This is a genomic window from Kitasatospora sp. NPDC059160 (genome assembly GCF_042755465.1).
GTDB lineage: Bacteria > Actinomycetota > Actinomycetes > Streptomycetales > Streptomycetaceae > Kitasatospora.
Window position 1 is genome coordinate 1 of the sequence record NZ_JBHZCN010000062.1, and the last position, 26771, is coordinate 26771.

The following is a 26771-nucleotide window of genomic DNA, read 5'->3' on the forward strand; positions in this document are numbered from 1 at the left end:
CCGCCGCGCCCCCGTCCGGGACTCCCGGACGGGGCCGCGGCGCGTTCCGGGCCCTCCCGGGCGGAGCCCGCTGTGACGCATCAGCCACGCCCGCACACGCGGCGTACGCTTCCCTTTGCGATAACCTGACGCCGGTCTCTCGATGTCGAGAGATCATCCTCGGCTCCAGTGCGCCGGTGTGCCTGGGGCACCTGGCGATTTGCTGGAGAAGGTAGAAATGACCCGCACCCCCGTCAACGTCACCATCACCGGAGCGGCCGGCCAGATCGGCTACGCGCTGCTCTTCCGCATCGCCTCGGGCCACCTGCTCGGTGCCGACGTGCCGGTGAACCTGCGCCTCCTGGAGATCCCGCAGGGCCTCAAGGCCGCCGAGGGCACCGCCATGGAGCTCGTCGACTGCGCGTTCCCGCTGCTGCGCGACATCACCATCACCGACCAGCCGAACGTGGCCTTCGACGGCGCCAACGTCGCCCTGCTGGTCGGCGCCCGCCCGCGCACCGCCGGCATGGAGCGCGGCGACCTGCTGTCGGCCAACGGCGGCATCTTCGGCCCGCAGGGCAAGGCCATCAACGCCCACGCCGCGGACGACATCAAGGTCCTGGTCGTCGGCAACCCGGCCAACACCAACGCCCTGATCGCCCAGCGCAACGCCCCGGATGTCCCGGCCGAGCGCTTCACCGCGATGACCCGCCTGGACCACAACCGCGCGGTCGGCCAGCTGTCCGGCAAGACCGGCGCCCTGGTCTCCGACATCAAGCGCGTCACCATCTGGGGCAACCACTCCGCGACCCAGTACCCGGACATCTTCCAGGCCGAGATCGCCGGCAAGCCGGCCTTCGAGGCCGTCGGCAGCGACCAGGCCTGGCTGGAGAACGACTTCATCCCGACCGTCGCCAAGCGCGGCGCGGCCATCATCGAGGCCCGCGGCGCCTCCTCGGCCGCCTCGGCCGCCAACGCCGCCATCGACCACGTGCACACCTGGGTCAACGGCACCGCCGAGGGCGACTGGACCTCCATGGGCGTCGTCTCCGACGGCTCCTACGGCGTCCCGGCCGGCCTGATCTCCTCCTTCCCGGTCACCACCAAGGACGGCAAGTTCGAGATCGTCCAGGGCCTGGAGATCTCCGACTTCTCCCGCGCCCGCATCGACGCCTCGGTCAAGGAGCTGACCGAGGAGCGCGACGCGGTCCAGGAGCTGGGCCTCATCTGAGCCCCGCCGCACGGCCCTTGCGACGGCCCGCCACCCCCGCCGGGGGCGGCGGGCCGTCTGCTGTTCGCCCGCTCTCCCTTTCGGCACCGGCGCGCCCCTTCGGCTCGGGGCGGGTGTTCGCCCGCTCGCCTCCGGGGCGCTCCGACCCGGTGCGGGGCGGGTGTTCGCCCGCTCGCCCCCGGGGTGGAGGCCCGGGCCGGGACACCTCGGCCGCCTACACTGGCCCGCTGTGAACGAAACCCTCGGGGACGCCGCGCTCGTCCTCGTCTTCATCCTGCTGGGCGGCCTGTTCAACGTCGCGGAGATCTCGCTGATCTCGCTGCGCGAGGGCCAGATCCGGACGCTGGAGGCGCACGGCACCCGGCGCTCGGCCCGGGCCGCGCACCTGGCCGCCGACCCCAACCGCTTCCTGGCGGCCGTCCAGGTCGGCGTGACCTGCATGGGCTTCCTGTCCGCCGCGTTCGGCGCGGACACCCTGGCCGGCAAGGTCGCCCCGCTCTTCGTCCGGGCGGGGCTGTCCCAGGGGGTGGCGGACGCCCTCGCCCTGGTCGGCCTGACCCTGCTGATCAGTTACGTCTCGCTGGTGCTCGGCGAGCTCACCCCCAAGCGGATCGGTCTGCAGCGCGCCGAGTCCATCGCGGTGATCGCCGCCCCCGTGGTGGACGTGATGTCGGTGGCGCTGCGCCCGGTGATCTGGCTGCTCGGCCACTCCACCAACCTGATGGTCCGGCTGTTCGGCGGCGATCCGGCGGCCGGGCGCGGCTCGATGAGCTCCGAGGAACTGCGCGGCCTGGTCGCCTCCAACACCGAACTGGGAAGCGACGAGCGGGCGTTGATCGCGGACGTGTTCGCCGCGGGGGAGCGCCAGCTGCGCGAGGTGATGGTCCCGCGCACCGAGGTGACCTTCCTGGACGCGGAGCGCCCGCTGGCCGCCGTACGGCACCAGTCCGAGACCTCGCCGCACTCGCGCTACCCGGTGGTCGAGGGCAGCGCCGACGCGGTGGTCGGCTTCGTGCACGTCCGGGACCTCTACGGCGCCCGCGGCGAGCAGGCCGTCAAGGTCCGCGACCTGGCCCGCCCGGTCAAGCTGCTGCCCGGCACCAAGCGGGTGCTGGAGGCGATGGGCGAGATGCGCCGGGAGGGCCACCACCTGGCGATCGTGGTGGACGAGTACGGCGGCACCGCCGGCATCGTCACCCTGGAGGACCTGGTCGAGGAGGTGATCGGCGAGATCCGGGACGAGTACGACCGGCCGGAGTCCGCGCCGACCCGCCGACTGGCCGGCGGCGGCACGGAGCTGGACGGCCTGCTCAACCTCGGCGACTTCACCGAGGAGACCGGCGTCACCCTGCCCGAGGGCCCGTACGAGACGGTGGCCGGCTGCCTGGTGGCCTCGCTCGGCCGGCTGCCCCGGGACGGTGACCAGGCCCGGATCCCGGTCGAGGGCGGCGGCGCGGTGCTGCTGACGGTGGCCAAGGTGGAGGGCCGGCGGATCGCCCGGGTGAGGGTGAGTGCGGTCACACCGGAGGAGCCTGCGGGGCCGGAGGTTTCCTGAGCGACCGGGGGAACTGGAAGAATGGCCCGCATGGTCAACGCAGCGGTCACCGGTCCGGTCAAGGATCGCCCCCGGGTGCTCTCCGGGATCCAGCCCACCTCCGGCTCGTTCCACCTCGGCAACTACCTGGGCGCCGTGCGCCAGTGGGTCGACCTGCAGAAGGAGAACGACGCCTTCTACATGGTCGTCGACCTGCACGCGATCACCGTGCCGCAGGACCCGGTGACCTTGCGCCAGAACACCCGGGTGTCCGCCGCCCAGCTGCTCGGCGCCGGTCTGGAGCCGGAGCACTGCACCCTCTTCGTCCAGTCGCACGTGCCCGAGCACGCGCAGCTCGGCTGGGTGATGAACTGCCTCACCGGCTTCGGCGAGGCCTCCCGGATGACCCAGTTCAAGGACAAGTCCTCCCGGTACGGCGCCGACAGCACCACCGTCGGCCTGTTCACCTACCCGATCCTGCAGATCGCGGACATCCTGCTCTACCAGGCGGACGCCGTCCCGGTCGGCGAGGACCAGCGCCAGCACGTGGAGATCACCCGCGACATCGCGGAGCGGTTCAACTCGCGCTACGCCCCCACGTTCACGATCCCGAAGCCGTACATCCTCAAGGAGACGGCGAAGATCATGGACCTCCAGGACCCGGGCATCAAGATGAGCAAGTCGGCCTCCTCGGCCAAGGGCCTGGTCAGCCTGCTGGACGAGGCGAAGGTCAGCGCCAAGAAGTTCAAGAGCGCCGTCACCGACACCGGCACCGTGGTCTCCTACGACGAGGAGCAGAAGCCGGGCGTCTCCAACCTGCTGCGGATCCACTCCGCGCTCAGCGGGCAGTCGGTCGAGCAGCTGGTCGCGCACTTCGAGGGCAAGATGTACGGCGCCCTCAAGACCGAGCTGGCCGAGCTGTTCACCGAGTGGGTCACCCCCTTCCAGGAGCGCACCAGTACCTTCCTGGACGACCCGGCCGAGCTGGACCGGGTGCTGGCGATCGGCGCCGAGAAGGCCCGCGCGGTGGCCTCCGAGACGCTGGCGACCGTGTACGACCGGATCGGCTTCCTCCCGGCCGCCAAGCGGTGACTCCGCTCTCGCGCATGCCCGATGGTGGCGACCTCCCGGAGGTCGTCACCATCGGCGTGTCCGTGAGCGTGCCGGACCCGCACGGCGCGCGGATCCAGGACGCCCGGGCCGGGCTCGGGGACCCGCAGGCCCGCTCGATACCGACGCACGTCACGCTGCTGCCGCCCACCGAGGTGCCGGCCGAGCTGCTGCCGAAGATCGAGGACCACCTGTCGGCGGTGGCCGCGGCGCACCGGCCGTTCCGGATGCTGCTGCGCGGCGCCGGCACCTTCCGGCCGGTCTCCCCGGTGGTGTTCGTCCGGGTCGAGGAGGGCGCGCACGAGTGCCGGCTGCTGGAGGCGGGCGTGCGGTCCGGCCCGCTGGCCCGCGAGCTGGCCTTCCCGTACCACCCGCACGTGACGGTGGCCCACGGCCTGTCGGAGGACGCGCTGGATCGCGCGTACGAGCAGGCGCGCGGGTTCCGGGCGTCCTTCCCGGTGCCGGGCTTCTCGCTCTCCCGGTTCGACGCGGACGAGGTCTGGCGGCCCTGGCGGGCCTACCGGTTCTCCTGAACTACCCCGCGGTGCGGCCGAGTTCGATCATCCGGTCGACCACCCGGCGGGCCGCGCCGCCGTCGTCCAGGGCGCAGTGCGCGGCCCGGAAGCGCCGGTAGCGCTCCGCGTAGCCGGGCGCCGACCGCTCGCCGCTGTCGGCGAGTTCGCGCAGCGCGCCGAGCAGTTCCGCGGAGTCCGGCACCAGCGGGCCGGGCGCGTCCGCCTCGAAGTCGAAGTAGAAGCCGCGCAGGGTGTCGCGGTAGTGCTCCAGGTCGTAGGTGAAGAAGTAGACCGGGCGGCCGGTGATCGCGAAGTCGAACATGATCGACGAGTAGTCGGTCACCAGTACGTCCGCGATCAGCAGCAGGTCCTGCGGGTCGGGGAAGTCCCCGCAGTCGAACAGGAAGCCGTCGCCGGCGCCGGGCAGCGGGTCGCGCACGTGCGAGTGCGGGCGGACCAGCAGCACGTGGTCCTCGCCGAGCAGCCGGCGGGCGTGGTCGAGGTCGAGCCGCAGGTCGAGCCGGAAGCCGTCGCCGTCGCCGCGCTGCTGGTCCTCGCGCCAGGTCGGCGCGTACAGCACGACCCGCTTGCCCTCGGGGATGCCGAGCCGGCGGCGGACGGCCGCGGCGGCCCGGGGCTCGGACCGGGCCAGCACGTCGCCGCGCGGGTAGCCGGACTCCAGCACCTCGCCGTCGTAGCGGAAGGCGCGCTGCAGGATCGGGGTGGCGAAGGGGCTGGGGGAGAGCAGCAGGCTCCACTGCGGGGTCTCCCGGTCGAGCGCCTCCAGGTAGCCGTGGTCGGCGAGCCAGGGGTTGTCGACGTCGTGGGCGATCCGCTTGAGCAGCGAGCCGTGCCAGGTCTGCACCACGACCTGGCCCTCGCGGCGCTCCAGGAAGTCCGGGAAGTGGGTGTTGCCGACCAGGTACCGGCAGGTGGCCAGGGCCCGGTACCACTGGGGGCTCCAGATCCGGATCGGGACGACCCCGGGCGGCAGTTCGGCCTGGCCGTCGTCGACCACCCACAGGTGCTCCAACGGCTCGCCGCGGCGCACGAGTTCGGCGTGCACCGCGCGCGGGGAGTCGGCGTAGCCGCGGCCGCCGAACACGTCGTACAGCACCGCCTCGCGCAGCGGCTCGCGGCGGGCCGCCGGGTACTGCTCGGTGCGCAGCCGGGCCTGGGCCCAGGCGCTGCGCTCGGTGGCGTCGAGCACCGGGGTGGAGTCCACCAGCAGGGTGTCGTGCCAGCGGCGCTGCAGCAGGACGTCCTTGCCGCCGGTGGTCGCGGTGGCGGGCAGGGCGGGCAGCACGGTCGGGGCGGCGAGCAGCGGCCGGGCCGGCCCGGAGCGGTCGGCCGGCTCCAGGGCGGCCTCCCAGACGCCCTTGCGCAGCGGCAGCACGGCGCCGTCGGAGCCGGTACGGGTGGCGGGCACCCGGACCCGGAAGCGGCCGTCCGGCTCGGGCTCGACGGGGGTGCGGACCTCGCCCGCGGTGCCGCCGTGCCGCAGGACCAGCTCCAGTCGCCCGGCGGCCGGGTCCGGGCAGTGGCCGGACAGTTCGAAGCCGCCGAAGTGGACCGCGATCCGGTCGACCATCCCGGCGGCGGGCTGGACGCAGACCTGGAGTCGGCCGTCGGCGAGGTGCTTGAGGTAGAGCACCCGGTCCGGGGTGTGCGGCAGCGGGTACTGGCCGGCCACCGGGCCGCCGCGCTCGTCCAGGCAGAGCTGTTCGGTGCCGCCGTCGGGGCGCAGCAGCTCGACGTCCCAGTGTTCCAGGTCCTCGCGGCCGCGGCCGTCGGCGGTGAGCGGCCGGTACGGCAGTTCGACGGCGAAGGTGTTGCCGGCGCGGGTGAGCGGCTGCTCGATCACCGCGTCGCTCTGCCGGTGCCGCAGCCGCAGCACGGTGCCGGTCGGGCAGTGGTCGGCGACGCCGCCCAGCCGGATGCCGTCGGCGGCCGGCTCGGCGCGGTCGAGCCGGGCGCCGGGGCGTTCCAGCCGCAGCTGCAGCCGGTCGTCCTCGAAGTACGGCTGGAGGCGGACGTCACGGTCCACCCAGCGGGCCGGCGGGTACTCGCCGGAGCCGCACCAGTGGGGGGCGAGGGTGCCGTACTGGCGGCGCAGCCGGGTGGGGCGGGGGCGGGTGAAGAGGGTGGTCCCGATCTGCCAGTCGCCGAGCAGCCAGCGGTCGTCCCGGCGCAGTCGGGAGGGTTCCAGCAGGACGGTGAAGCCGGACCAGTCGTGGTTGTGCTCCGGCTGGGCGCTGTCGTCGGTGACCTCGGGCAGCCTGCGGGGCCTGGAGCGCAGGTGGAGCGGTGGTTCGGCCGCGTCCTCGTGGCGCAGGGTCAGCCAGGTCCAGGCGGAGCCGGGGCGGCCGGTGTCCAGGTCCAGCGGGCGGGCGAAGCCGGTGAGCTCCAGTCCGCGGCCGTGCCAGCGGGCGCGCAGCAGCCCGAACGTCACGTCCTCGTCGACGGCAGGCCGACCGTCGGCCACCGGGGGGGCGGCGTGCGGCAGAACGAACCGGGTGAGCGGAGACATGGTGCGAAGGGCCCTTCGGGACGGGATCCCGGTCATGGCGGTGGCCGGGAGGCCGCCGTGCCGGTGTCGGCCGGACCGGGGCCGATTTGTCATCCCACCCCGGGAAGCCACCCCGGGTCAACTGTACGGTTCGTAGAATTTCCTTTGAAATTCTTCGACTAAACGTGAGTTCGAGTGCAAACTGGACGTAAAGGACAGGTAGTTCTCAGGGAATTCCCAGACAGCAGCGGGGCGCCCGGCGTCGATCACGCCGGGCGCCCCGCTGTCATGACCGGTGACTACTCCTTGCGGAGCATCGCGTCGACCACCCGGACGGAGGCCTTGCCGTCGTCCAGGTCGCAGTACGCCTCACGGAACGCGGCCGCCTTGTCCGCGTACTCGGCCGCCACCGCGTCCACCCGTCCGAGCGCGTCGACCAGCGCCTCGGAGGTGGCCAGCAGCGGGCCCGGGGCCTCGGCCTCGAAGTTCAGGCTGAAACCGCGCAGGTTGTCGCGGTAGTGCTCCAGGTCGTGGGTGAAGAACAGCACCGGCTTCCCGGTGGTGGCGAAGTCGAAGACGCTCGACGAGTAGTCGGTGACCAGCACGTCGGCGATCAGCAGCAGCTCCGCCATGTCGGGGTAGCTGCCGACGTCCCAGATGTAGCCGTTGCCGGCGCCCGGGATCTGGCCGCACATCATGTTGTGCCGGCGCACCAGCAGCACCTGGTCGTCGCCCAGCGCGGCCTTGGCCGCCTCCAGGTCGATCCGCAGGTCGATCTGGTAGCCGCCGTTCGGCCGGCGCCGGTCCTCGCGCCAGGTCGGCGCGTACAGCACGACCTTCTTGCCCTCGGGCAGGCCGAGCCGCTCGCGGACCTGCTCGGCGGTCTTCTCCCGGTCGGCCGCGAACAGCAGGTCGTTCCGGGGCGCCCCGCTCTCCAGGATCTCGCCCTGGTAGTCGAAGGCGCGCCGCAGCACCGGGGCGGACCAGCTGTTGCCGGCCACCAGCAGGCTCCAGTTCGGCACCTCGCGGCTCAGGCCCTTGAGGTAGTTCGAGTCGGTGAACCAGACCTTCTCGAAGTCGAGGCCGACCTGCTTGAGCGGGCTGCCCATCCGGGTCTGCAGGACCACCTGGCCGGGGCGGCGGACGAAGAAGTCGGGCAGGTGGGTGCTGGTGACGATGTACTTGGCGGTCGCCAGCGCCTCGAACCACTCCGGGCTCCACAGCCGGATCGGCTGCGCGGTGCGCGGCAGCTCGGTCTGCATGTCGTCGCTGCCCCACAGGTGCTCCAGCGGCAGGCCGCGGCGGACCAGCTCCTCGTGGATCGCCCGCGGGGAGTCGGCGTAGGCGCTGCCGTGCCCGGCGTTGTAGAGCACCGTGTCGCGCACCGGCAGGCGGCGGGCGGCCGGGTAGTCGGTGGTGCGCAGCCGGCGCTGGCGGAAGCCGGACCGCTCCTCGGGCAGCAGCGCCGAGTACGACTCCAGCGACAGGCCGTCGTGGTAGCGGCGCTCCAGCGCGATCCGCTTGCCGCGGGACTCCACCTCCACCGGCAGGGCGCCGAAGCAGTCCGGCGAGATCTGCACGTGGCTGTCCGGCAGGGCCGAGGCCGGCACGCCGACCGGACGGAAGAAGACGTTCCAGGTGCCCTGGGCGAGCGGCACCCGGCCGGCGAAGGTGGCGGTCGGGACGGCGGGCAGCGCGGTGCGGAACCGGCCGTCCGAGATCTCCACCGGGTAGACGTGCTCCTCCTCGCGCCAGTGGTGGCGGACCACCAGCTCCCAGCGGTGCGCGCCGGGCTGCGGGAAGGAGCCGCTCAGCAGGAAGCCGTCGGCGCCGCGCGCCGACACCTCGTCCACGATCGGCTGCAGCAGCTGGTCGGAGAGCTGGAGGTGGCCGCTAGGGGAGGGCTTGGTGTAGATCGCCCGGCGCAGCTCGACCGGCGCCTGCGGGTCCAGCGGGACGTGCAGCTGCTCGGGCGCGTTGCGGTCGTCCCAGACCAGCGGGAGGACGCTGTCGTCGGCCAGCAGCAGCGCGGTCTTCCAGCGGTCGCGGACGCGCTCGGCGGCCACCGGGTCCAGCTCGGCCCAGGCCTCGCGGACGGCGGTCAGCTCGGCGACCTCGACCGAGGAGGTGAACGGCTGCAGGGTGCCGGCCGGGGTGCCCAGCTCCACCGGGAAGGTCAGCTCGCGGTCCGACTCGAGGTGGGTGAGCCGCAGTCGGGCCCCGGCGAAGCTCGCCCCGGAACGGGCGGCACCGGAGACCTCGATCCGGCCGCCGTGCGCGGCCAGGCCGGTCACCCGGGCCTTGACGGTCTCCACCTGGAGGTAGACGAAGCCGTCCCGGACCCACGGCACGATCCGCACGTCCGGCTCGACCCAGTGCTGCGGGATCGACGCGGCGCTGTCGCTCCAGCCGGCCGAGATCCGGCCCTTGTAGATCCCGCCCTTGCCCGCGCCGGCCACCAGGACGCGCCAGTGGCCGTCCTTCCACTGGCCGCGGTGCTTGAGCTTCTTCGGGTCGACGGCGACGGAGAAGCCGGACCAGTCGCAGTTGTACAGGTCGTGGTTGCAGCTCGCGGTGGCCTCGGGGCTGTACTGGGTCTTCATCGGCACCGCGATCGCCCGGCGGCCCTTGGCCTCGCGCAGCACCAGGGTGCGCACCATGTCGTGCTTGTTCGCCGCGCCCAGCTGCTCCGGGTAGGCGTGCCCGGTCAGCTCCAGCTTCCCGCCGACCCAGGCGCTGCCGTACAGCCGGCTGCGCATGACCAGCGAGTTGTCCAGCTTGAGCACCCCGGACGGGACGCTCTTGCGCCCGCCGCGCAGGAACGGGTAGTCCGCGTACGGCCGCAGCAGGCCGCGGGCCTGCACGCCGCCGCCGCTCTCGCCCTCGTACTTGATCTGCTCGACCAGTTCGTCGACCCGGTTCTGCAGGGTCAGGTGGTACTTGAGCCGCAGCGGCGCGCGCAGCTTGCGGACCTGCTCCTGGCCGATCGAGCGGAGCAGTCGGCTGACGCTCTGGACGTAGGCGTCCCGGTACTCCTTGTCGCCGTCCACGACGGACCAGAAGAACATCGGGATCTCCTCGACGAGGGTGTTCTCGTCGTAGGAGCGCAGGTACTCGGCGAAGCGCGGCTCGGTCTGCTTCTTCAACCAGGCGCGGACCAGCTCGACCGAGGCGACCCGGTCGACCAGGCCCTTCGGGTTGGTGCGCATCTGGGTGATCGACATCTCGCCGACCTCGCGCTCGCGCCAGTGGTAGATCGGCTCGGAGAGCACGTCCACGCTCTTGGCGAGGTAGTGGTGCGGCACGCTGACCGGCGCGTCCTCGTACAGGATGCCCTCGGGGTAGAGCAGGTCGGCGGCGTCGAAGAAGGAGCGGCGGTACACCTTGTTCCACGCGGTGCGGTCGGTGACCAGCGCCGGGAGCTCGGTGATGTGGGTCTTGAGCCGGGTCTCCTTGAACGGCTTGGAGTGCCCGCCGGACTGGTAGTAGCCCACCGCGCGGAACCGCAGCACGTTGCCGGTGCAGAAGTCCGAGCCGGTCTCGTCCAGCGTGTTGATCATCAGCTCGTACGCGCTCGGCGGCATCGAGTCGTCGCTGTCCACGAAGCACAGGAACTCGGAGTCCGGGTCGATGTGCCGGATGCCGGTGTTGCGGGCCGCGCCGAGGCCCTTGTTGACCTGCCGGACCAGCCGGAACCGCGAGTCCTTCGCTGCGTACGCATCGGCGAGCGCCGCACTGCCGTCCTTCGAACCGTCGTCGACCATGACGCACTCGAAGTCCGTGAAGGTCTGGGCGGCGATCGAGTCGAGGCATTCGACGAGATAACGCTCGACGTTGTAGATCGGAACGACGATGGAGAGGCGGGGAGCCATCGGCTACGCAGGCCTTTCTCGGGAGGAGCGTGGCAGCCCGCAGGGGGTCTGGCCGCACTTGGATCGGTGCGTACGTGCCCCCCGATCCTACCTCCGGGGCCCGGACCCCCTCGGGCCCACTACGCTGGCCCCCGTGCCCCGCTTCAGCGTCATCGTCCCCGTGTACCAGGTCCAGGACTACCTCGCCGAGTGCCTCGAATCGGTCCTCGGCCAGGGCGGACCGGACTTCGAACTGATCGCGGTGGACGACCGCTCGCCGGACGGCTGCGGCGCGATGCTGGACGAGGCCGCGGCCGCCGACCCCCGGGTCCGGGTGCTGCACCTGCCGGAGAACGTCGGCCTGGGCCGGGCCCGCAACGCCGGGCTGGAGGTCGCCACCGGCGACTACGTGCTCTTCCTCGACAGCGACGACACCCTCACCCCCGGCCTGCTGGCCGCCGTCGAGGACCGCCTCGCCGCCACCGGCGACCCGGACGTCCTGGTCTACGACTACGCCCGCACCTACGCCGACGGCCGGACCACCCGCGCCGCCGCCGGCCACGTCTTCGGCGCCGACTCCCCGGACGTCTTCGACCTCGCCGCCCGCCCCGACCTGCTCGACCTGCTCCAGGTCGTCTGGAACAAGGCCTACCGCCGCGGGTTCGTCACCGAGCAGCGGCTGGAGTTCCCGGCCGGCTACTACGAGGACACCCCCTGGACGTACCCGGCGCTGCTCGCCGCCGCCAGCATCACCCTGCTCGACCGGGTCGGCGTGCACTACCGCCAGCGCCAGGAGGGCGGCAACATCCTGGCCACCGCCAGCCGCAAGCACTTCGACGTCTTCGCCCAGTACGACCTGGTCTTCGCCTTCCTGGACCGCCGCCCCGACCTGGACCGGTGGCGCCCGGTGGTCTTCGGCAAGATGCTCAACCACCTCAACACCGTGGTCGCCAAGCCCGGCCGGATCCCGCCCGGCGACCGCCGCGAGTACTTCCGCCGCTCCGCCGCGCACTGCGCCCGGCTGCGCCCGGCCGGCTACCGCCCGCCGCCCGGCGTGGACGGCGTGCGCACCGAACTGCTCGGCCACGGGCGGTACGCCGCCTACCAGGCCGTCCGCGCCCTGGCGAAGGCCCGACGGCTCGTCAACCGGTAAGCCCGTCCCCCGGATCCGGCCCGCGCCTGACGGCCGTTCGGGGGACGGGCAGGTATAACCGGTCGGGTGGACTTCCTGACCCGCCTTCCGGTCCTGGGCCCGCTCGTGGCCCGGGTACTGCGCAGCCGCCCCTACCGGGTGTACGAGTACTTCTCCGCCGCCCGCGGCAACCGGCTGGCCGGAGCCGTCACCTTCTTCGGCTTCCTGGCCCTGTTCCCGCTGCTCACGGTCGGCCTGGCGATCGCCGTCGCCACGCTGAACGGCAGTCAGGTGGACGACCTCCAGCACCACATCTCCGACCAGCTGCCCGGCCTGTCGGACTCGCTCAACCTGCCGTCCCTGGTGGCGAACGCGGGCACCCTCGGGCTGGTCAGCGGCGCCCTGCTGCTGGTCTCCGGCCTCGGCTGGGTGGACACCATGCGCACCTCGATCAGGGACCTCTGGCAGCTGCCCGAGGAGGACGGCAACCCGGTGCTGCGCAAGGCCTGGGACGTCCTGGTGCTGGCCGGCCTCGGCCTGGTGTCGCTGTTCTCGGTGGCCGCCTCCGCCGCCGGCACCACGCTCGCCGGGCGGATCGCCGACGCGATCGGCCTGGGCAGCGGCTACCTGCTGACCGGGGTCGGCGTGCTGATCGCCATAGCGTGCGACATGCTGCTCTTCGCCTACCTGCTGGCGCCCTTCCCCGGGATCACCGACCAGCGCCGCCGCGACCTGCTGACCGGCGCCCTGATCGGCGCGGTCGGCTTCGAGCTGCTGAAACTGCTGCTCTCCTCCTACCTCGGCTCGGTCGCCGGGCGGAGCCTGTACGGGGCCTTCGCCACCCCGGTGGCGCTGCTGCTGTGGATCAACTTCGTGAGCCGGCTGCTGATGTACTGCGTGGCCTGGACGGCCACCGCCGACCCGGCGGCGGCCCGGGAGCGGACCAGGGAGCACGGCCGGGCGCTGCTGGCCGCGGCCGACGAGGCCGAGGCGAAGGACACCACGCCCACGGCGACGCCCCGGCCCCGGACCTGAGGCCGGGACCGGGGCGTCGGACCGCGGCTCAGTCCCCGGCGCGGCCCGACGCCCGGCGCCGGAGGGCCACCACGGCGCCCGCCGCGACCACGGCCCCGACCAGCACGGCCGTCCAGGTGCCCGGGCCCGGCCCGTCGTCCCCGGCCGGTCCGGCGGCGGCCCGGCCCGCGGTGGGGGAGGGGTGCGGCGGCGGCGCGGGGGCACCGGCGGCGCCACCCGCCTGACCGGTCGGCTCCTCGCCGCCGGCCTGCTGCTCGTCGACCAGCCGGCCGACCGGCTGCACCTTGCCCGCCGCGGCGAAGCCCCAGTCCAGCAGCTCGGCCGTCTCGTCGTACACCTTCTGGTAGCTGGCCGGGTGCATCACCGTCACCAGCAGGGTCCGCCCGTTCCGCTCGGCGGCGCCGACGAAGGTCGAACCGGCGTTGGTGGTGGTGCCGTTCTTCACCCCGATCAGCCCGGGGTACTTGCCCAGCAGCCGGTCGGTGTTGGCGATCCCGAAGCTGCCGCGCTGGCCGGTGTTCTTGTCGACGGCGCCCGGGAACATCGCGTCCCGGGTCGCGCAGTACCCGCGGAAGTCCGGGTTGCGCAGGCCGGAGCGGGCGAACAGCGACAGGTCGTAGGCCGAGGACAGCTGGCCGTCCATGTCGTAGCCGTCCGGGGAGATCACCTTGGTGTCCCGCGCCTGGAGGGCCTCGGCCCGGGCCTGCATCTCGTTGACGGTCGGCTGGATGCCGCCGTTCATGTGGGCCAGGACGTGCACGGCGTCGTTGCCCGAACTCAGGAACACCCCGCGCCACAGGTCCTCGACCCGGTAGTCCAGGTTCTCCTTGATGCCGACCAGGCTGCTGCCGGCGCCGATGTTCTGGATCTCCTCGTCGGCGACCCGGTGCACCGCGTTGCGGTCGAACTTGGGCAGCACGGTGTCCGCGAAGAGGATCTTCAAGGTGCTCGCGGGGGGCAGCCTGAGATGCGGGTTGTAGGCCGCCAGCACGTCCCCCGACGTGGCGTCGGAGACTATCCAGGACTGGCCGGTGAGGTCCGTCGGCAGGGCCGGCGCCCCCGTCAGCGGATTGACCTGGACCCCGGGCAGCCCCAGCCGCTCACCGCCGATCGCGGACGGCGGGGGCGGCGCCTGCGGAGCCGCGACCGCCACGGGCGCGGCGAGCAGGACCGGGAGGGCCGCGGTGACCGCGGCGCACAACTGCGCGAAGGTGTGACGGGGTGTGGACACCAGCTGACCGTACCCACTGCGGAGCGCCGCCGTCCGCCACACCGGACCGGTCCTCCGCAGGAGGGGCCCGCCCTACGCCGATCGGCGGCCCGCGCATACTGGGGAGGCACCCCGCCGCCACCGCACCCCCGCCGAGGACCACCCCATGAAGCTCAGCCGCCGCACCTCCTGGTTCCTGACCGCCTTCGGCGTCTGGTCGATGATCATCTGGACCACCTTCGTCAAGAACCTGTGGAAGGACTCCGGCAACCAGGCCTTCGTGAACGGCGACCACTCCCAGCCCACCGCCTTCTTCTGGATCCACCTGCTCCTCGCCGTCACCTCCTTCCTCCTCGGCATCGCCGTCGGCACCATCGGCCTCCGCGGCCTCCGCGGCCTCCGCGCCACCCGCCGCACCCCGGCCACGGCCACGGACTGACCCCGAATCCCCGTTGCCGCCGCCGATTCCTCCTGGCAGGATCCCCACCGTTCTCGCGCGCGCACCGGACGCGCCGAACACAAGGGGTGGGGAACCTTCATGACATTTTCGCGTGCCCGCAGACTCGGCGGGGTCGTCGTGGCGGCTCTCGCCGCCGGCCTGCTCACCGGGCCGGCGGCCTCGGCCGACTCCGCGCCGGCCGTCGTCGGTACCGCCCAGGGCGCGGACCGGAACACCGCGGCCTGCGGTCCGACCATGGATCCGGCCTGGATCGGCCGGAGCGGGACCGGCACCGACCTCGTCGCCAAGGTCACCGGTACCGGTGCCCGGTTCAGCGTCTGGGACGTGACCACGGGTGCGGAGGACCCGGTGTTCACCGGTGAGGCCCAGACCTACGGAACCCCGCAGGCAGGCCTCAGCGTGCCCGGCCTGGCGGACGGGCACAGCTACGCCTGGCACGCCTGGGCCCTCCAAGGCGCCCAGGCCTCCGCCCCCTCGGCGGACTGCCACTTCACCGTGGACGCCACCGCCCCGACCGTCACGGTCTCCTCGACCGACTTCCCGGCGAGCGGCACCGCCACGAAGTACGCGGGGCAGAAGGGGACTTTCGTCCTCAAGGGCGCCGATGCGGTCCCCGCGGGCGGTGAGGCCTCCGGAATCGCGTGCTTCCGGTACGCCTGGATGTACGCCGGGACCGACTGCAACTCGCCGGAGGCCGTCGAGCCGGATGCCGACGGTACGGCGAAGATCGACCTCAAGGTCCTGCAGTGGGGCAGCAACAACCTCGTCGTCAACGTGATCGACAACGCGGGCAACGTCGGCCGGACGACCTACACCTTCTACGCCCCGTCGAACCCCAGCGCGCCGAAGACCCTCGGCGACGTGGACGGGGACGGTGTCGCGGACATCCTGCTCCCCGACGCCCAGGGCAACCTGCAGTACATCGGCGTCAACGCGACCGACACGACGCCGAACGCCGTCATCGCGGCCAACCTCGCTCCCTCCGGGCAGAGTTGGGCGCCCTACCAGATCGCCCACCGGGGGTGGGACTACCACGCGCCGTCCTCGGACGACCTGTTCATCCACAAGCCGGGCGACGCCTCCCTGACCGTCTACCGGAACTGGGACTACGGAGGCATGACCAAGGGTTTCGACCGTTCGGGCGACCGCGTGTGCGGCGACCCGTTCGAGCCGCAGCCCTGCCCGGCCGGCTTCGCCGCCGACTGGTCCAAGACCGACCAGATCGTCGCCTTCGGCCCGGTGGCCGGCGGCACCTCGCCGTCACTCCTGACGCTGGAGAGCGGGAACCTCTGGCTGCTCGCCGGGGCCACCTCCGGTTTCGACAAGATCACCAAGCTCACCACCTCCGGTGCCTGGAGCGGCTACGACCTGGTCGCCCCGGGCCCGGACGCGGCCGGCAACCTCGCCCTCTGGGCGCGTGACCGGGCCACCGGCGAGCTGCACGCCTACCCGGTCCCGAAGAAGGCCGACGGCACCTTCGACTTCTCCGCCCTCGCCGACCCGAAGGCGGACGTCGTCGCCACCGGCTTCACCGTCGACAAGTACCCGACCCTCGGCAGCTCGGGCGCCGCCGACGGTGACGGCAAGCCGGACCTGTGGGCCGTCACGGCCGACCGGCACCTGGTGATGTACAGCGGCTGGACCGACGCCAACGACCTCGGCCCGCTGAACTGATCCGCCGACGGAGGCCCTGCCCGATCAACTCGGGCGGGGCCTCCGTGCCGTGCGCGGGCCACCGGTCGGAATCCCCGTTGCCGCCGGTGGTTCTCCGCTGGCAAGATCCTCTCCGCTCGTACGCGCGTACCGGACGCGCCGAGCACGATGGGTGGGGGGAATTTCGATGAAGCACGTGCACCTGCGCAGATTCGGCGGGGTCGCCGCGGCGACCGTGGCCGCCGGGCTGCTGGCCACGCCGACGGTGGCGGTGGCCGATGCCGGGCCGGCCGTCCTGGGGACCAGCCAGGGCGTCGACGCCCAGCACCTCGGGGCCTGCGGCCCGGCGGGCGATCCGGCCTGGATCGGCCGGAGCGTCAACGGGCCGGCGCTCAACGTCAAGGTCGCCGGCACCGGCGCCCGGTTCGGGGTCTGGGACGTGACCACCGGCGCCGAGGACCCGGTGTTCACCGGCGAGGCCCAGGCCAACGGGGCCCCGCAGGCGGGCCTCACCGTCCCCGGTCTGCTGGACGGCCACAGCTACGCCTGGCACGCCTGGGCCCTCCAGGGCGCCCAGGTCTCCGCCCCGTCGGCGGACTGCCACTTCACGGTGGACACCACCAGCCCGACCGCCACGGTCTCCTCGACCGACTTCCCGGCGAGCGGCACCGCCCCCAAGTTCGCGGGCCAGGTCGGCACCTTCGTGGTCAGGACCACCGACCCGGTGCCGGCCGGCGGCGAGTCCTCCGGGATCGCCTGCATCCGCTACGGCTGGGGCAACCTCGGCGTCGGTGGCTGCGACTCGCCCGACGCCGTCGTCCCGGAGGACGACGGCACGGCGACCGTCAGCCTGCGGGTCCTGAACTGGGGCACCAACACCCTCAACGTCCAGGTGATCGACGACGCGGGCAACGTCGGCGGGGCGGGCTACACCTTCTACGCCCCGTCGAACCCCAACCCGCCCAAGGCGCCCGGCGACGTCGACGGGGACGGCGTCCCGGACGTCCTGCTGCCGGACGCAGCGGGCAACCTGCAGATCATCAGCAGCGGCTCGGGTGACACCACGCCGTCCGCGGTGATCCGGGCCGTCCAGTCCCCGAACCAGACCTCCTGGTCCAACGTCCAGGTGGCGCACCGCGGTTGGGACGCCAACATGCACGCGCCGATGGACGACCTGCTGATGCACCCGAGCGGCTCGCCGGCGCTGTACTTCTACAGCAACCAGGACTACGCCTCGTTCACCGGGTACCCGTCGGCGATCTCCCGGCCGTCCGCCTGCCAGAACCCCGCCGGAACGGCCGCCGCCTGCCCGGCCGGCTTCGCCACCGACTGGCACAAGGCCGACCAGATCGCCCTGATCGGCTCCCTGGACAGCCGGATGGTCTCCTCCCTGATGACCGTGGAGGACGGCAACCTCTGGCTGTTCGCCAACCCCGGCTTCTCCTACCGGCTGCGGACCGCCCGCCAGCTCACCACCGACGGCGCCTGGGCGGGCTACGACCTGGTCGCCCCGGGCCCGGACGCGGCCGGCAACCTCGCCCTCTGGGCGCGTGACCGGGCCACCGGGGAGCTGCACGCCTACCCGATCGTGAAGAAGGCCGACGGCACCTTCGACTTCTCCGCCCTCGCCGACCCGAAGGCGGGCGTCGTCGCGAGCGGCTTCACCGTCGACAAGTACCCGACGCTCGGCAGCTCGGGCGACGTGGACGGTGACGGCAAGCCGGACCTGTGGGCCGTCACGGCCGACCGGCACCTGGTGTACTACAGCGGCTGGAGCGACCCCTCCGGTGCCGGTGCGCTGAAGTGAGGAACACGGAGGCCCCCGTCCGATCGGAAGGATCGGACGGGGGCCTCCGTGGGTGTCGGGCGGGGATCAGAAGCGGCGGGTGACCAGCGCCCGCTTCACTTCCTGGATCGCCTTGGTGACCTCGATGCCGCGCGGGCAGGCCTCGGAGCAGTTGAAGGTGGTGCGGCAACGCCACACGCCCTCACGGTCGTTGAGGATCTCCAGGCGCTGCTCGGCACCCTCGTCGCGCGAGTCGAAGATGAAGCGGTGCGCGTTGACGATGGCGGCCGGGCCGAAGTACTGGCCGTCGTTCCAGAACACCGGGCAGGACGACGTGCACGCGGCGCACAGGATGCACTTGGTGGTGTCGTCGAAGCGCTCGCGGTCCTCGGCGGACTGCAGGCGCTCGCGGGTCGGGTCGTTCCCCTTGGTGATGAGGAACGGCATGACGTCCTTGTACGCCTGGAAGAACGGGTCCATGTCCACGACCAGGTCCTTGAGGACCGTCAGGCCCTTGATGGCCTCGATCGTGATCGGCTTCTCCGGGTCGACGTCCTTGATCAGGGTCTTGCACGCCAGCCGGTTGCGGCCGTTGATCCGCATGGCGTCGGAGCCGCAGATGCCGTGCGCGCAGGAACGGCGGTAGGTGAGGGTGCCGTCCTGCTCCCACTTGATCTTGTTGAGCGCGTCCAGGACGCGCTCCTTCGGGTCCAGGGTCAGCTGGTAGTCGACCCACACCGGGTCCGGGTGCTCCTCCGGGTTGAACCGGCGGATCCGGAAGGTGACGGTGATCAGCTGTACGCCACCGGCCTCGACCGCGTCCAGAGCGGCCGAGTGCTCCACAGTCGGAGTGCTCATCAGTACTTACGCTCCATCGGCTGGTAGCGGGTCGTGACGACCGGCTTGTAGTCGAGGCGGATGGAGGTGCTGCCGTCGGCGGCGACCTCCTGGTACGCCATGGTGTGCTGCATGAACTTCACGTCGTCACGGGTCGGGAAGTCCTCGCGGTAGTGACCGCCGCGGGACTCCTCACGGGCCAGCGCGGAGACGGCCAGCACCTCGGCCAGGTCGAGCAGGTTGCCCAGCTCGATGGCCTCCAGGAGGTCCGTGTTGTACCGGAAGCCCTTGTCCTGGATGGAGACGTGCTTGTAGCGCTCCCGCAGGGCGGCGATGTCCTCGACGGCCTGCTTGAGGGTGGCGCCGGTGCGGTAGACCATCGCGTTGGCGTCCATGGTCTCCTGCAGCTCCTTGCGGATCTGCGCCACGGACTCGGTGCCGGTCGACTCGCGGAGCCTGTCGACCATGCCCTGGACCAGCGCCTCCGGGTCCTCCGGGAGCGGGACGAACTCGTTCGCGTTGGCGTAGTCGGCGGCGGCGATGCCCGCGCGACGGCCGAACACGTTGATGTCCAGCAGCGAGTTGGTGCCGAGGCGGTTGGCGCCGTGCACGGACACGCAGGCGACCTCGCCGGCCGCGTACAGGCCCGGGACGACGTCGGTGTTGTTGCGCAGGACCTCACCCTCGACGTTGGTCGGGATGCCGCCCATGGCGTAGTGCGCGGTGGGCTGGATCGGGATCGGGTCCGTGTAGGGCTCGATGCCGAGGTAGGTGCGCGCGAACTCGGTGATGTCCGGGAGCTTGGCGTCCAGCTGCTCCGGCGGCAGGTGGGTCAGGTCCAGGTAGACGTGGTCGCCGTCCGGACCGCAGCCGCGGCCTTCGCGGATCTCGGTGTAGATCGCGCGGGAGCAGACGTCACGGGACGCGAGGTCCTTCATGACGGGGGCGTAGCGCTCCATGAAGCGCTCGCCGTCCTTGTTGCGCAGGATGCCGCCCTCGCCGCGGGCGCCCTCGGTGAGCAGGATGCCCATGCGCCAGATGCCCGTCGGGTGGAACTGGAAGAACTCCATGTCCTCCAGCGGCAGGCCGCGGCGGTAGGCCACGGCCTGGCCGTCACCGGTGAGGGTGTGGGCGTTGGAGGAGACCTTGAAGAACTTGCCGGTGCCGCCGGAGGCGAACACGACCGACTTGGCCTGGAAGACGTGGATCTCGCCGGTGGCCAGCTCGTAGGCGACGACGCCGGCCGTCTTGCCCTCGTTGATCAGCAGGTCGAGGACGTAGAACTCGTTGAAGAACTCGACGCCGTGCTTGACGCAGTTCTGGAACAGCGTCTGGAGGATCATGTGGCCGGTGCGGTCGGCCGCGTAGCACGAGCGGCGGACCGGGGCCTCGCCGTGGTTGCGGGAGTGACCGCCGAAGCGGCGCTGGTCGATCCGGCCCTGCTCGGTGCGGGAGAAGGGCAGGCCCATCTTCTCCAGGTCGAGGACGGCGTCGATGGCCTCCTTGCACATGATCTCGGCGGCGTCCTGGTCGACCAGGTAGTCACCGCCCTTGACCGTGTCGAAGGTGTGCCACTCCCAGTTGTCCTCCTCGACGTTGGCCAGGGCGGCGCACATGCCGCCCTGGGCCGCGCCGGTGTGGGACCGGGTCGGGTAGAGCTTGGTCAGGACGGCGGTGCGGCTGCGCTGCGTCGACTCGATGGCCGCGCGCATGCCGGCGCCGCCGGCGCCGACGATGACGGTGTCGTACTGGTGAATCTGCATGGGGGGTTAACTCGCCTCTGGCCTCTGCCGATGGTCGATGGTGCTCGCGGCTCAGATGTTGGGGTCGAAGGTGAAGATCACCAGGGTGCCCAGCAGCACGGTGAAGACCGTGGCGGTACCCATGAGCCCCTTGAGCCAGAGCCGGGTCGAGTCCTTCTCGGCGTAGTCGTTGATGACCTGACGCATGCCGTTGGCGCCGTGCAGCATGGCGAGCCAGAGCATCAGGAGGTCCCAGCCCTGCCAGAACGGCGAGGCCCAGCGACCGGCGACGAAGGCGAACCCGATCTTGGAGACGCCACCGTCCAGGACCAGCATGATCAGCAGGTGGCCGAGGATCAGCACGACCAGGACGACACCGGACAGGCGCATGAAGAGCCAGGCCAGCATCTCGAAGTTGGTGCGGGTGCGGCGCGGGGTCTTCCCGGTCCGCTTGCGCGGCGGCTCGATGACGAAGGCGTCGGCGGGGTTGCCCGTGCCGAGGCCCTTGCCGGTGTGCGCCTGCTTGGAGGGGACGACGATCGCGTCGGAGTAGTCCGTGGACATCAGTCAGCTCACTTCCCGAACCAGGAGATCAGCGTGTGCTGCAGGATGCCGTAGAAGGAGCCGGCCATCAGGACGACCCAGACCCCGACGACGGTCCACAGCATCTGCTTCTGGTACTTCGGGCCCTTGGACCAGAAGTCCACCGCGACGACGCGCAGGCCGTTGAGCGCGTGGAACAGGATGGCGGCCACCAGGCCGTACTCCATCAGGTTCACGAGCGGAGTCTTGTACGTCTGAATGACGGTGTCGTAGGACTCCGGCGACACTCGCACGAGGGCGGTGTCCAGGACGTGGGCGAACAGGAAGAAGAAGATGAGGACGCCGGTGACTCGATGAGCCACCCAGCTCCACATGCCTTCCCGGCCGCGGTACAGCGTTCCAGCCGGCACGGAAAAACCCTCCGGAAGCGATTGGGGGCTCGGCCGGCTTCGGTGTCGGTCAGCCCGGCCGGGTACGGTCCACCGGCCGCCAGCATCCTATCGACGCCTCGTCGGGAACCGCCTCCGGGGTACCCAGGTGTGATCAATCAGGCACTTCTGGCCTAGTACGGAGGGAACCCGGGCCACTTCGGTCACGCTGAGTGACAAGCCTGGGGCTTCATGGTGACGGGCGGCGATCGGATTCACCCGGGGGGATGAAATCGGCTCCGGCCGCACCGCCCCCGGCGTGGCGCGACGGGGGCGGGGGCTCAGCGCGCTCCGGCCTCGGAGTGGGTGGCGACCAGGTGCTCCAGTCGGGTGAGGGCGATCCGCCGGAGCTCGTCCGCCGCGGTCAGCCGCTCCTCGTCCGGGTCGTTGGCCAGCCGGGTGCGGATGGAGGAGAGCACGGCGTCGAGCATCTCCTCCGGGTCGACGCCGTCCAGGCAGACCACGAAGACGTGGCCGAACCGGGCCTCGTAGGCGGCGTGGGCGGCCCGCAGCGCGGTGTGCGCGGCCTGGCTGCCGGGGGCGCGCATGCCGAGCAGCGGCTGCGGCATCCAGCTCTCGTCGGCCAGGGCCTCGGCGAGGTCCGCCGGGCGCAGGTCGTAGGAGGCCTCGCTGGCGGCGGCCAGCAGGGACTCTATGTCGGGGTAGGGGCGGTGGGCGGTGAGGCGCAGGGCCCAGCGGTGGCTGCCGCAGCAGGCCAGCAGGGCCTCCTCGGCAGCGCCGGCGTCCGCCTCGTTGAAGCGGTGCAGGCCGAGGAGGGTCGGCTCGCTGCGGACGTCGGGCCGCTGTGACGGGATGTCGCTGGCCAGCGGGTCCTCCTCGTGAGGGCGGGAAGCGGCTGGTGTGGGGTGGTGGAGCAGGTGGAGTATGGGGCTGCGGAGGGGGCGCGCGGCGCCGTTCTGGCAGCTCCTCAAAGGTAGTTGAGCGCTCATCAGTTGGGGAGGGCGCGCGCGGAATTCATCCGGACGAGCTATCAAGTTGTGACGTTGACACCTTCTCGTCAGCGCCCTCCCCGTACGGATCTGCTAGCGGCTCAGCCGCAGCGGGTGCCCTCGGCCGGCATGGTGCCGTCGGCCAGGTAGGCGGCCATGGCGAGGTCGGTGCAGGCGCTGCCCTTGCCGAAGGCGCCGTGGCCCTCGCCCACCCGGGTGAGCAGGGTGGCCCTGGCGAAGCCCTGGGCCAGCTTCTGGGCGGAGGAGTACGGGGTGGCCGGGTCCCCGGTGGTGCCGACCACCAGGATCGGGGCGGCGCCCTCGGCGCGGATGGTGTGCGGCTTCTCCTGGGTCTTGAACGGCCAGTAGGCGCAGCCGGGCTCGGTGTAGTCGTCCACCGTGACGTCCTTGGAGAGCAGCGGCGCCTCGGCCCGCAGCCGTTCGACGGCCTGCCGGGCGTGCTCGGGGGTCGGCGCGGGGCGGGCCGCGTCGGCGCAGCTGATCGCGCTGTTGGCCTCGTCCATCGGGCTGTAGTGGCCGTTCTCGTCGCGGCCGTTGTAGTCGTCGGCGAAGGCCAGCAGGTAGTCGCCCTTGTCGCGCTTCATCGCCCAGCCGAGGCTGGCCCGCAGGTACTGCCAGGAGGTCTTCTCGTCGCCGTACAGCAGCGAGATGACGCCGGTCCAGGCCATGTCGCGGCCGAGCTTGCGGCCGTCCTTGGTGGTCAGCGGGTGGTCGTGGAGGCCGTCCAGGAAGTCGGCGGCCTTCTTGGCGGCCTTGGTCCGGTCCGTGCCGAGCGGGCACTCGTCGGGGTGGTTGTCCACGCAGTCGGCGGCGAAGCGTTCGAAGGACTTCTCGAAGCCGACCTGCTGGTCGACGCCGTGGTCCAGGGTGTCCTGGGCCGGGTCGACGGCGCCGTCCAGGACCAGCCGGCCGGTGTTCTGCGGGAACTCCTCGGCGTACAGGGCGCCGAGGTAGGTGCCGTAGGAGATGCCGAGGTAGTTGAGCTTCCGGTCGCCGACGGCGGCGCGCAGCACGTCCAGGTCGCGGGCGGTGTTGCGGGTGCCGACGAAGGGCAGCAGCTTGCCGGACCTGGCCTGGCAGGCGGCGGCGTGGTCGGTGGACTGCTTGACGTGGGCGGCCCTGCGCTCGGCGGGGTCGTCCGGCGCGTCCTCCTGGTTGGCGGCGTCGAGCTGCTTGTCGTCGTAGCAGACCACGGGCGCGCTGTCGCCGGTGCCGCGCGGGTCGAAGCCGATCACGTCGAAGCGGTCGTGCAGGGTGCCGTCGAAGTCCTTGGCGCCGTACTTGACCATCTCGACGCCGGAGGCGCCGGGGCCGCCGGGGTTGACCATCAGTGAGCCGACCCGCTTGCCCCGGTCGGCCGCCGCGTACTTGATCAGGGCGAGGTCGATCGCGTCGGTGGCGGGGTTCGCGTAGTCGAGCGGGACGTGCAGCTTGCCGCACTGCATGCCGGAGGTGTCGATCTTCGCCTTGTCGGCCTTGGGGTCGGCCGGGCAGTCCGCCCAGGTGATCTGCTGGCCGTAGAAGGCCTTGAGCGCCGGGTCGGCCTCGCCCTTGGGCCCGGGGGTGGGCGTCGAGGCCGTCGTCGGGCTGCCGGCGGCGGGCGCGGTGGTGCCGGAGGCCTTGTCCTGGGCCGTCGTCACGGTGTTGTCGCAGGCGGCGGTGAGCAGGAGGGTGCCTGCCGCCAAGGCGGTCAGCAGCACCCGTGGGCGGGCGGCCCGGAAGATCGTCATCGCACGTGTGTACCACTCGTGTACGACACGTGTTCGATCAGGGGGTGTCGTCGGGCCGCCCGCCGGGGGAGGGGCCGGTCAGCCGCGGTGGACCTTGTGGTTGGCGGCCTGCGCCCGCGGGCGGACTACCAGCAGGTCGATGTTCACGTGCGAGGGCCGGGTGACCGCCCAGGCCACGGTGTCCGCGATGTCCTCCGAGGTCAGCGGCTCGGCCACGCCCGCGTACACGGCGGCGGCCTTCTCCTCGTCACCGCGGAAGCGGGTGACGGCGAAGCCCTCGGACTTCACCATCCCGGGCGCGATCTCGATCACCCGGATCGGCTCCCCGCACAGCTCCAGCCGCAGCGTCGCCGCGATGGTGTGGGCGGCGTGCTTGGCCGCGACGTACCCGCCGCCGCCCTCGTACGCGGTCAGCGCGGCGGTCGAGGAGAGCACCAGTACGGTGCCGTCGCCGGTGGCGCGCAGGGCGGGCAGCAGTGCCTGGGTCACGTGCAGCACCCCGAGCACGTTCACCTCGTACATGGCCCGCCAGTCGGCCGGGTCGCCGTGCTCGACGCTCTCCGCGCCGATCGCGCCGCCCGCGTTGTTCACCAGGACGTCCACCCGGCCGACCTCGGCCGCGAAGGCGTCCACGGCGGCCCGGTCGGTGACGTCCAGCGTGAGCGCCCTGGCCGAACCGCCCCGCTCGGCGATCTCCTTGGCCAGCGCCTCGATCCGCTCGGTCCGGCGCGCGGTCAGCACCACCTCGAAGCCCTCGGCGGCCAGCCGGCGGGCGGTCGCCGCGCCGATTCCGCTGCTGGCACCGGTGACCACGGCCACCTTCTGCTCGGTCATTGCCACTCCCTGGGGCTCATCCGGTCGTTCGTCCGATCATCTCAACCGGGTGCGCGGAGCGAGCGCTCCGGTCCGGCCCGTCAGCCGGGCGCCGGGCGTACGACGGGGGGAGCGGCCGCAGAACGGGCCCGCTGAGCGGCCGTCAGGGGGCCCGGCCGTCAAGCCGGTGGCGGCCGTGACCGCCGGCCAGGGTGATCGTTGCACAGGGCAAGCAACCCGGGGAAGGCGGCTGAAACGAGATGTCATACCCACCTGTCAGGCCGGTATGCGCCCATCCGGGGACTAGTTTTCCGGAAGTCGGGCCAAATCCCCCCAACGGGCCTACTCTTGGGGAGATGAACCGTCCTGAGCCCGCTCAGCCGGGCGTCACTCCCGCCGTCGCACGCCCCGCCGCCGAACTGCGCGCCCGGGTGCGGAGGCTGGAGCCCGAGCTGATCGCCTTCCGCCGTGATCTGCACCGGCACCCGGAGCTCGGCCGCCAGGAGTTCCGCACCACCAACCTGCTGCGCGACCGGCTGGTCGCGGCGGGCCTGGAGCCGCGGGTGCTGCCCGGCGGCACCGGGCTGCTGGTCGACCTCGTCCCGGCCGGCACCGCTCCGGGCACCGAGTTCCTGGCCTTCCGCGCCGACATCGACGCGCTGCCGATCGACGACGCCAAGACCGACGTGCCGTACCGCTCGACCGTCCCCGGCCGGGCCCACGCCTGCGGCCACGACGTGCACACCTCGGTGGTGCTCGGCACCGGGCTGGTGCTGGCCGGGGCACTGCGCTCGGGCGAGCTGCGCCGCCCGGTCCGGCTGGTGTTCCAGCCGGCCGAGGAGGTCATGCCCGGCGGGGCGCTGGACGTCATCAAGGCGGGCGGGATGGACGGCGTCGGCCGGATCTTCGCGGTGCACTGCGACCCCAAGGTGGAGGTGGGCCGGATCGCCCTGCGGGTCGGCGCGATCACCTCGGCCTGCGACCGCCTGGTGCTGCACCTGGACGGCCCCGGCGGGCACACCGCCCGCCCGCACCTGACCACCGATCTGGTGACCGCGATCGCCCGGATGGCCGCGGACCTGCCGGCCGCCCTGGCCCGCCGGATGGACCCGCGCTGGGGCGTCAGCCTGGTCTGGGGCCGGATCGCCTCCGGTTCCGCGCCCAACGTCATCCCGCAGCACGCCGAACTGGAGGGCACCGTCCGCTGCCTGGAGCTGGACGGCTGGCGCGAGGCGCCGGACCTGCTGCACGAGCTGATCGCCAAGCTCGCCGAGACCTACCGGGCCAAGTGGACCCTGGACTACCACCGCGGGGTGCCGCCGGTGGTCAACGAGGCGGTCTCGGTCGCGCGGCTGGAGGAGACGATGACCGCCCGGTTCGGCGGGGACGGCGCCGAGGTGGTGGAGGGCACCGAACAGAGCCTGGGCGGCGAGGACTTCTCCTGGTACCTGGAGCACGCCCCGGGCGCGCTGGCCCGGCTGGGCGTCCGGGCCCCCGGCGACACCACCGTCCGTGACCTGCACCAGGGCCGGTTCGACGTGGACGAGCGGGCGATCGGCGTGGGTGTGGAGCTGTTCGCGGCGCTGGCCCTGGAGGATGACCGGATCTGACCGTTTCAAGGGGGTTTGCGGGCGACGCGTGAGCACGTTGTCGAGATCCGGGGTTTCGAAACGGTTCCGTAGACTGGGCCGGACCAAGTCTC

General features: G+C 72.1%; 20 protein-coding genes. 10 read left to right on the plus strand and 10 right to left on the minus strand.

The features are described from left to right. Positions 1–217 precede the first annotated feature (217 nt). From ACFXOZ_RS25140 to ACFXOZ_RS25155, 4 genes are all read left to right on the plus strand, one after another. A complete protein-coding gene (locus tag ACFXOZ_RS25140) occupies positions 218–1210 on the plus strand; it encodes a malate dehydrogenase (protein ID WP_375882229.1) in 993 nt (330 codons plus the stop codon). Positions 1211–1439: 229 nt separating this feature from the next. Continuing rightward, on the plus strand, positions 1440–2765 hold the full coding sequence (locus tag ACFXOZ_RS25145) for a hemolysin family protein (protein ID WP_375882231.1): 1326 nt from the start codon (positions 1440–1442) through the stop codon (positions 2763–2765). 30 nt (positions 2766–2795) lie between these two features. Then, complete coding sequence (gene trpS, locus ACFXOZ_RS25150; protein ID WP_375882234.1) at positions 2796–3836, plus strand: tryptophan--tRNA ligase; 1041 nt, start codon at positions 2796–2798, stop codon at positions 3834–3836. Between the two features lie 14 nt (positions 3837–3850). Further along, the gene (locus ACFXOZ_RS25155) at positions 3851–4387 is read left to right on the plus strand and encodes a 2'-5' RNA ligase family protein (RefSeq protein WP_375882236.1); all 537 of its coding nucleotides are present in this window, start codon (positions 3851–3853) and stop codon (positions 4385–4387) included. 1 nt (position 4388) lies between these two features. Here the strand turns inward: ACFXOZ_RS25155 and ACFXOZ_RS25160 are convergent, their stop codons facing one another. Further along, on the minus strand, positions 4389–6899 hold the full coding sequence (locus ACFXOZ_RS25160) for a CDP-glycerol glycerophosphotransferase family protein (protein WP_380592776.1): 2511 nt from the start codon (positions 6897–6899) through the stop codon (positions 4389–4391). A 278-nt stretch (positions 6900–7177) separates the two neighbouring features. Next, on the minus strand, positions 7178–10750 hold the full coding sequence (locus ACFXOZ_RS25165; protein ID WP_380521172.1) for a CDP-glycerol glycerophosphotransferase family protein: 3573 nt from the start codon (positions 10748–10750) through the stop codon (positions 7178–7180). Positions 10751–10883: 133 nt separating this feature from the next. Between ACFXOZ_RS25165 and ACFXOZ_RS25170 the strand changes: the two genes are divergently transcribed. Both ACFXOZ_RS25170 and ACFXOZ_RS25175 read left to right on the plus strand, forming a co-directional pair. Then, complete coding sequence (locus tag ACFXOZ_RS25170; RefSeq protein WP_380521170.1) at positions 10884–11882, plus strand: glycosyltransferase family 2 protein; 999 nt, start codon at positions 10884–10886, stop codon at positions 11880–11882. Positions 11883–11948: 66 nt separating this feature from the next. After that, complete coding sequence (locus ACFXOZ_RS25175; protein WP_380521168.1) at positions 11949–12896, plus strand: YihY/virulence factor BrkB family protein; 948 nt, start codon at positions 11949–11951, stop codon at positions 12894–12896. Between the two features lie 28 nt (positions 12897–12924). Here ACFXOZ_RS25175 and ACFXOZ_RS25180 read toward each other — a convergent pair whose 3' ends face one another. Further along, on the minus strand, positions 12925–14127 hold the full coding sequence (locus tag ACFXOZ_RS25180) for a D-alanyl-D-alanine carboxypeptidase family protein (protein ID WP_380592778.1): 1203 nt from the start codon (positions 14125–14127) through the stop codon (positions 12925–12927). Positions 14128–14272: 145 nt separating this feature from the next. Here ACFXOZ_RS25180 and ACFXOZ_RS25185 point away from each other — a divergent pair, with 145 nt between their 5' ends. From ACFXOZ_RS25185 to ACFXOZ_RS25195, 3 genes are all read left to right on the plus strand, one after another. Beyond that, on the plus strand, positions 14273–14545 hold the full coding sequence (locus tag ACFXOZ_RS25185; RefSeq protein WP_380592780.1) for an SCO4848 family membrane protein: 273 nt from the start codon (positions 14273–14275) through the stop codon (positions 14543–14545). A 99-nt stretch (positions 14546–14644) separates the two neighbouring features. Continuing rightward, on the plus strand, positions 14645–16240 hold the full coding sequence (locus tag ACFXOZ_RS25190; protein WP_380592782.1) for a hypothetical protein: 1596 nt from the start codon (positions 14645–14647) through the stop codon (positions 16238–16240). Positions 16241–16406: 166 nt separating this feature from the next. Then, positions 16407–18026 (plus strand): hypothetical protein, encoded by a 1620-nt coding sequence (locus ACFXOZ_RS25195; RefSeq protein WP_380592784.1) that lies wholly within the window; start codon positions 16407–16409, stop codon positions 18024–18026. Positions 18027–18092: 66 nt separating this feature from the next. Here ACFXOZ_RS25195 and ACFXOZ_RS25200 read toward each other — a convergent pair whose 3' ends face one another. The 7 genes from ACFXOZ_RS25200 to ACFXOZ_RS25230 all read right to left on the minus strand — a co-directional run bounded on the left by ACFXOZ_RS25200 (position 18093) and on the right by ACFXOZ_RS25230 (position 25090). After that, complete coding sequence (locus ACFXOZ_RS25200; protein ID WP_375882257.1) at positions 18093–18863, minus strand: succinate dehydrogenase iron-sulfur subunit; 771 nt, start codon at positions 18861–18863, stop codon at positions 18093–18095. Then, positions 18863–20605 (minus strand): succinate dehydrogenase flavoprotein subunit, encoded by a 1743-nt coding sequence (sdhA, locus tag ACFXOZ_RS25205; protein ID WP_380521163.1) that lies wholly within the window; start codon positions 20603–20605, stop codon positions 18863–18865. Before sdhA ends, ACFXOZ_RS25200 begins: the two co-directional genes overlap by 1 nt. Before the next feature lie 51 nt (positions 20606–20656). Next, positions 20657–21148 carry a succinate dehydrogenase, hydrophobic membrane anchor protein gene (sdhD, locus tag ACFXOZ_RS25210; RefSeq protein WP_375882263.1) on the minus strand — a complete coding sequence of 164 codons (492 nt, stop codon included), beginning with the start codon at positions 21146–21148 and terminating at the stop codon, positions 20657–20659. A gap of 8 nt (positions 21149–21156) precedes the next feature. Then, positions 21157–21537, minus strand: coding sequence for a succinate dehydrogenase, cytochrome b556 subunit (gene sdhC / locus ACFXOZ_RS25215; RefSeq protein WP_033332398.1), 381 nt, complete (start codon positions 21535–21537; stop codon positions 21157–21159). Positions 21538–21836: 299 nt separating this feature from the next. Then, the gene (locus ACFXOZ_RS25220) at positions 21837–22487 is read right to left on the minus strand and encodes a 2-oxo-4-hydroxy-4-carboxy-5-ureidoimidazoline decarboxylase (protein WP_375882266.1); all 651 of its coding nucleotides are present in this window, start codon (positions 22485–22487) and stop codon (positions 21837–21839) included. 119 nt (positions 22488–22606) lie between these two features. After that, complete coding sequence (locus tag ACFXOZ_RS25225) at positions 22607–24256, minus strand: alpha/beta hydrolase (protein ID WP_380592786.1); 1650 nt, start codon at positions 24254–24256, stop codon at positions 22607–22609. A gap of 78 nt (positions 24257–24334) precedes the next feature. Further along, the gene (locus ACFXOZ_RS25230) at positions 24335–25090 is read right to left on the minus strand and encodes an SDR family oxidoreductase (RefSeq protein WP_375882271.1); all 756 of its coding nucleotides are present in this window, start codon (positions 25088–25090) and stop codon (positions 24335–24337) included. A 335-nt stretch (positions 25091–25425) separates the two neighbouring features. On the opposite strand from ACFXOZ_RS25230, the gene ACFXOZ_RS25235 reads away from it, so the two are divergent. Further along, the gene (locus tag ACFXOZ_RS25235; protein WP_380521158.1) at positions 25426–26679 is read left to right on the plus strand and encodes an amidohydrolase; all 1254 of its coding nucleotides are present in this window, start codon (positions 25426–25428) and stop codon (positions 26677–26679) included. Positions 26680–26771: the final 92 nt, after the last annotated feature.